Below are 1,718 nucleotides of genomic sequence, written 5' to 3' on the forward strand. Positions count from 1 at the left end.
TATTTGCATTTATAATAAATATTTACATAGTGAAAACCATCCTATCCTCCAAACTGGTATTGATTGGAAAATGACAGTATAACCGTGCTTAAAATATCTCCACATAACCCACGGTCGCTCACCCTCCCATATCTCTCGGGATTATAATCCATACATTCCTTCGTCCTGCGTATCCATGAGGTGGAGGCCGAAAATGCTCCTATGCTGGGTCAAATGCCCGTATGGAAAAAATAAACTTCGGCTCTGCACTATTGGTGTTTGTTTATAAGATTGTAATAATCATCGAGTATAAGAATTAATTCAAAGTAGCTTACGCTACCTGTAATGCATCAACTTGGGGTAACCCTTGTAACAACTTAGATCCATCAAATTCACATTGTTTATTTCCGATTACAAATAGTACTCGTAATAGCTTACAACACAGGGCGATAAGTGACTGTTGTTTCTTTAAAGGTCGTTCAGGGCGATTGGTATAATAGTGATGCAATGTTTTAAAAGTGGCATTATGGGCAACTAGTGGGCGAATGGCCAAATATAGAGCCCTTCGAAGCCTACTTCTTCCTCGTTTGGATATCCGTGTCTGCCCTTTAAACTTTCCAGAACTGTGTTCTCGTAAAGATAGTCCTGCTAAATTCACGAGTTGCTGTGGATGGCTGTACTTGGTAATATCGCCAACCTCCGCGAAAAATAAAGCCACTGTAATTGTACCCAACCCTTGAATATTCATCATTTCCTCTGCACCTGGTATCTGATTCACCAGTAATTCTATTTCCTGATCTAACTTCTCAATCTGATTCTTATAGAGAGTGTATTGCTCAAGTAAACACTGCATTTCTTGTTCAGCAAATTGAATACCAACCTTCATACCAATACTCTTTTGTGCTTTCTCCACCAATTTTGTTGCTCGTTTGATTCCAACTCCTCGTTGAACATGCGGTTTCCATTTCGCTAACACTTCTTCTGGTGTTAAATTCGTGATTTGGGAAGGAAATGGAAATAATTTCAGCGTACAAAGCGCTGCTTTGCCTTCCCAGTCTTTAAACACATCAAAGAACTCTGGAAAATAGCGTTGAATGTTGTTTTGGATACGACCTTCTGTAATCATCAGCTGTTGAGTTAGTTGGTCTCTTAATTTAACGCCTTCTCTGAGCTCAGCATAAATGCCGTCTAAGAGATTTGGTACGGAGTACCTTCCATCCTTAATCAGCTGTGCAATTACTTTTGCATCCTTTGTATCGTTTTTGGTAGGAGAATTGTCATCAAGCTCTTTACTCTTCTTCACATGCATTGGGTTCACTACGACAATATCGTATCCTTTAGCCTTTAAAAAGTAAGCTAAATTCAACCAATAATGGCCAGTAGGTTCAACACCGAATAGAATATAATTTTTCTTATTTTGCTTTTTGTGTCTTTCTGCCCAATCCAAAAGGGATTGGAAGCCATGTATGCGATTTTCAAAGATCAGACGCTTTCCAAACTCCACGCCACGATCATCCTGTGCCCGAGCTACATGTTTATCTTTGGCAATATCAATACCGATAACAAGTGTATTAGGTGTTATTTGCATCAATTTCTTATTTTGGTTATAATTCATTTCGAGTCCTCCTTGGGTATTAATTAAGGGTCCTTTTTGCTTCGAAGCTTTGGACACCTCGTATCATACCAAGGGGGCTCTCTTTCGTTCAACCCTCAAATTTCTTCATTACAGGAATGCTCCT

The 1,718-nt window shown here is 39.2% G+C and carries 1 protein-coding gene; it reads right to left on the minus strand.

What is annotated here, in order from left to right:
- Positions 1-310: 310 nt before the first annotated feature.
- The gene (locus tag GGQ92_RS16225; RefSeq protein WP_184251354.1) at positions 311-1,594 is read right to left on the minus strand and encodes an IS110 family RNA-guided transposase; all 1,284 of its coding nucleotides are present in this window, start codon (positions 1,592-1,594) and stop codon (positions 311-313) included.
- Positions 1,595-1,718 lie beyond the last annotated feature (124 nt).

Origin of the sequence: Gracilibacillus halotolerans (genome assembly GCF_014206945.1) — a bacterium.
GTDB classification, from domain to species: Bacteria; Bacillota; Bacilli; order Bacillales; family Amphibacillaceae; genus Gracilibacillus; species Gracilibacillus halotolerans.

Excerpts from the sequence above, each read along its gene's own strand:
- GGQ92_RS16225 (WP_184251354.1), bottom strand. The coding sequence starts at position 1,594 with ATGAATTATAACCAAAATAAGAAATTGATGCAAATAACACCTAATACA.